The 4,088-nt window shown below is 71.6% G+C and carries 5 protein-coding genes; 1 reads left to right on the forward strand and 4 read right to left on the reverse strand.

Annotated features, from left to right (window positions below; genetic code table 11):
- The 4 genes from dhaM to ABZS66_RS60930 form a co-directional block, all read right to left on the reverse strand.
- Positions 1-419, reverse strand: a 419-nt coding sequence (gene dhaM / locus ABZS66_RS60915; RefSeq protein WP_354774028.1) for a dihydroxyacetone kinase phosphoryl donor subunit DhaM, incomplete at its 3' end; no start/stop codon positions are given.
- On the reverse strand, positions 416-1,093 hold the full coding sequence (gene dhaL / locus ABZS66_RS60920) for a dihydroxyacetone kinase subunit DhaL (protein ID WP_354774030.1): 678 nt from the start codon (positions 1,091-1,093) through the stop codon (positions 416-418). The genes dhaM and dhaL, both read right to left, overlap by 4 nt.
- A gap of 1 nt (position 1,094) precedes the next feature.
- Complete coding sequence (gene dhaK / locus ABZS66_RS60925; protein WP_354774032.1) at positions 1,095-2,096, reverse strand: dihydroxyacetone kinase subunit DhaK; 1,002 nt, start codon at positions 2,094-2,096, stop codon at positions 1,095-1,097.
- A gap of 17 nt (positions 2,097-2,113) precedes the next feature.
- Positions 2,114-2,863, reverse strand: coding sequence for an aquaporin (locus ABZS66_RS60930; protein ID WP_354774034.1), 750 nt, complete (start codon positions 2,861-2,863; stop codon positions 2,114-2,116).
- Between the two features lie 257 nt (positions 2,864-3,120).
- Here ABZS66_RS60930 and ABZS66_RS60935 point away from each other — a divergent pair, with 257 nt between their 5' ends.
- Complete coding sequence (locus ABZS66_RS60935; protein WP_354774036.1) at positions 3,121-3,948, forward strand: IclR family transcriptional regulator; 828 nt, start codon at positions 3,121-3,123, stop codon at positions 3,946-3,948.
- Positions 3,949-4,088: the final 140 nt, after the last annotated feature.

A 4,088-nucleotide genomic window follows, 5' to 3' on the forward strand; every position in this document is an offset into this window, starting at 1 on the left:
TCCGGCCTGCCGAGGTGCTGCTGCTTCGCCTGCAGCGCGGCGGCCGCCTCGGCCGCGACGTCGGCGCGTGAGGCGCCGCCGGCGGCGGCGACCGCCGCTGCGACGAGCCCCTCGACGAGCGGGGCGGACGAGAGGGTGATCCGGTCCCGTCCGGTGGGGTCGTCGAGCAGGTCCAGGGCGAGCTCCGTGCTCAGGATGGCGCTGCCGAGGTCCATCAGGACGACGACGCCGCCGGGGCCGTCCACCTGTTCCATGGCGGCCTTGATCTGCAGAGCGTCGGTGCCGAGGGTGGTCGCGTCGAGGCCCGCCGCGACCGCCAGGCGCAGGCTGCGCCCGACCAGCATCTGGGCCGCCAGGTCGACGGCGGCCTGGGCCAGGGACCGGCTGTGCGAGACGACAACGATGCCGACGCTGCTCACCCGGCCTCCCGGCCGGCAGCCGCTGCGTCGATGCCGGCGTCGAGTGCGGCGCGGAAGAACAGGCCCACGGTCGTGGCGCCGGGGTCCTGGTGACCGACGCTACGCTCACCGAGGTAGCTGGCCCGGCCCTTGCGGGCGACGAGCGGAATGGTCGCGGTGCAGCCGTCATCGGCGGCCTTGCTCGCCGCGGCGAGCGCGCCGGCCAGGGGCTCCCCGGCGGCGAGCGCAGCCTCGAAGGCCTCCACGGCGGGGGCCAGGGCGTCGTACATCGTCTTGTCTCCCACCTCGGCCTTGCCGCGCTGGACGACGCCGGCCAGACCGGCGCGCAGCGCTGCTGCGAGGGTCTCGACCGTCGGTGTCTCGTGGTCGCCCAGCGTGGTGCCCATGCGCAGGAAGAAGGTGCCGAACAGCGGACCGGAGGCGCCGCCGACGGTGGAGATCAGGGTCATACCGACCCTGCTCAGGACAGCGCCGGCCGCAGGCGGGGGTTCGCCTGCGGCCAACGCGTCAAGCGCGGCCGTGGCGGCGGTCAAGCCACGGTTCATGTTCGCCCCGTGGTCGGCGTCGCCGATCGCGGCGTCGAGCCGGCTGAGCTCGTCCTCATGCTCGGCGACGAGCCCGGCGAAAGCCCGCAGCCATGCATCGAGCGCCGCCACAGTCACGCGGTTCGTCATCTCAGATTCCCCACCTCAGGGCCGGGGTGCGCACCGGGGCGTCCCACAGGCCGAGCAGTTCGTCGTCCACCTTCAGCAGCGTCACGCTCGCCCCAGCCATGTCAAGGGAGGTGATGAACGGCCCGACGAGCGAGCGCGCCACCGTGACGCCGTGTGCTGCCAGGATGCGCGCGACCTCGCCGTAGAGCACGTACAGCTCGATCAGCGGCGTGCCGCCCAAGCCGTTGACGAAGGCGACGACGGCGTCGCCGGAGGCGAACGGCAGGTCGGCCAGGATCGGCTCGACGAGCAGCTCGGCGAGTTCTTTGGCTCCCACGAGCTTCAGGCGCTGCCGTCCGGGCTCGCCGTGGATGCCCACGCCGAACTCGAACTCGTCGTCGCCGAGATCGAAGGTCGGGTGACCCACCGCGGGCACGGTGCAGCTGGTCAGCGCCGCGCCCATACTGCGGCCGTTGGCGTTGACCTTGCGGGCGACGTCGGCGACCTCGGCGAGGCTGCGGCCCTGCTCGGCCGCCGCGCCCGCGATCTTCTCCAGCAGTACGGTCGCGCCGACACCGCGGCGGCCTGCCGTCCAGGTGCTGTCCTGCACCGCGACGTCGTCGTCGGTGACGACGGATATGACCTCCACGCCGGTCTCCGCGGCAGCCAGCTCGGCGGCCATCTCGAAGTTCATCACGTCACCGGTGTAGTTCTTCACCACGTGCAGCACGCCGGCGCCGCCGTCGACGAGCTTGGTGGCCGCGACCATCTGGTCGGGTACCGGGGAGGTGAAGACCTCCCCGGCGCAGGCGGCGTCGAGCATGCCGAGGCCGACGAACCCGCCGTGCAGCGGCTCGTGACCGGAGCCGCCGCCGGAGATGATGCCGACCTTGCCGCCGCGCGGAGTGTCGGCACGGTAGATCACCTTGTGCTGGTGGTCGACCTTGAGCTCCGGGTGGGCAGCCTCGACACCCTTGAGCGCATCGGCGACGACCGCGGACGGGTCGTTGATGATCTTCTTCACGGGGCTCTCCTCGGCGGTCAGGCGGCGATGCGCTCGTCGGAAGGGGCGACGACGCGGTCCGCGGGGGTGCGGCTCATGACGCCGTAGAGCAGGCCGGCGAGAGCACCGGCGAGCAGTTCCGCGGTCAGATAGACGGGTAGCTGGTTCCAGTGCACCGTGCCGCCGGCCAGTTCCTGCACGAGCATGGGGCCGAAGGTGCGTGCGGGATTGATCGCCGCGCCGGTCGCGGGGGCTACCGGAATGATCGCGGCGAAGACGACCAGGCCGATCGCCACGCCGGCAAAGCCGGGCGCGGCCTTGCGGTGGATCACGCCGAAGACCGTCAGTACGAGGATGAACGTGCCCACGAACTCGGCCGTGAAGGCCTGCGCGGCTGAGATCCCGGAGTAGGACGCGACACCGAGACCGACGTCGCTGGCCTTCTGGCCGAGCACGCCGAGGATCGCCGCGGCGCCGATGATCGCACCGAGAAGCTGTGCGCCCAGGTAGGCGGGTACCTGGCTCCAGGGGAACTTCTTCGTCACGGCCAGGCCGATGGTGACCGCGGGGTTGATGTGGTTGCCGCTGATGTGACCGAAGGCGTAGACGGTCGCGACGACGATCGTGGCGAAGGCGAACGAGATCATCCCGAGGTCGGCCATCGTGAACGGCGCCGTGCCGTTGACCATGAGGGTTGCGGGCACCGAGCCCACACCGATGAAGACGAGGAACGCTGTGCCGACGACCTCTGTGAGAAGTTTCTGGGTCATGGTGGGTTCGTCCGCCATGCCTGCCTCCTTGGTATCGACGATGACACCGGCGGAGCGATCGAACGACCGCCCCGCCGACCCGGCTCGGCACGCCCGGCCGGGCTGGTCGGCGGTCTCGCTCCAGTCCGTTCGTGTCGCGCGAGTAGACTCTCGTCACACGAAAAGTTTGCGATGATGCCGACTGGCATTCGATAATGTCGAACGTGTGACGGACGTTACGCCGCGGAGTGGGCGATGACAAGGGGTGAGTTCGTGGTTCTCGCAGGGTCTTCGGCATGCCGCACCGCACTATGGGCACAATTGAGCTACGCGGGCTCGCCGCGCACATTCGAGGGGGCGTGGTGATCCAGTCGGTCGACCGGGCCGTGCGCGTGCTGACCGCCCTGCAGGGCAGCCGCCGCATGGCGCTCTCCGAACTCGCCGCCGCCCTCGGCCTGCCCGCCTCGACCGTGCACGGCATCGTCAAGACGCTCGTCGGGCACGGCATGGTCGTGCAGGAGCGCGGCTCCAGCCGCTACATGCTCGGCCCACGCGTGCTGCTGCTCGGCAACGTCTACCTCGACACCCTTGAGCTGCGCTCGCGCACCGCGCCCTGGGCGGGAGAACTCGCACGGCGCACCGGCTTCGCCGTGCGCACGGGGGTGCTGCTCGTCGACGAGGTCGTGATCATCCACCACGAGCCCCGGCCGGACGGTAGCCGGCAGATGCCCGAGGTCGGCATCGTGATCCCCGCCCACGCCAGCGCGCTCGGCAAGGCGATCGCCGCATTCAGCGCCGAGGCGCAGAAAACGGTCGGCGAGGCCGCGCCCCTGCGCAGCATGACCGGTGAGACGCTCACCGACCTCGCGGCGCTGGAGGCCCAGTGGGACGACACTGCCGCGACGGGCGTGGCGAGCGAGGCGGAGGAGGCCGTGCTGGGCGAGTGCGCCCTGGCCAGCCCGATCTTCGACGCCTTCGACGGGGTCGTGGGGGCGATCGCGGTCGTCGTACCGGCGACCGCATGGCCGGTCGAGGCGCCGGTGCGCGAGGCGCTGCGCGAGACGGCGCGGGCGATCTCACGCGAACTCGGCGCTCCGGCCTGGCCCGGCCCGCGCGCGGTCTGAGTCGCCGCCGTCCCCGGCGATGACGGCGGCGCCGTTGGGTGCCGGAGGTCCCGCCAGGCCCGGGCCGGAGGTCCCGGCGGAGTCGGGTGGTTGGGCTCTGCTGGGCAACCAGCCCCGCGCGGGACGCTGTGCTCAGCAAA

The sequence above is a fragment of the Dactylosporangium sp. NPDC005572 genome (assembly GCF_040605515.1).
Lineage (GTDB): Bacteria > Actinomycetota > Actinomycetes > Mycobacteriales > Micromonosporaceae > Dactylosporangium.

What these genes read in the sequence shown, in the direction of transcription:
- dhaL (WP_354774030.1), bottom strand. Translation starts at nt 1,093, where the DNA reads ATGACGAACCGCGTGACTGTGGCGGCGCTCGATGCATGGCTGCGGGCT.
- ABZS66_RS60930 (WP_354774034.1), bottom strand. Translation starts at nt 2,863, where the DNA reads ATGGCGGACGAACCCACCATGACCCAGAAACTTCTCACAGAGGTCGTC.
- ABZS66_RS60935 (WP_354774036.1), top strand. Translation starts at nt 3,121, where the DNA reads ATGCCGCACCGCACTATGGGCACAATTGAGCTACGCGGGCTCGCCGCG.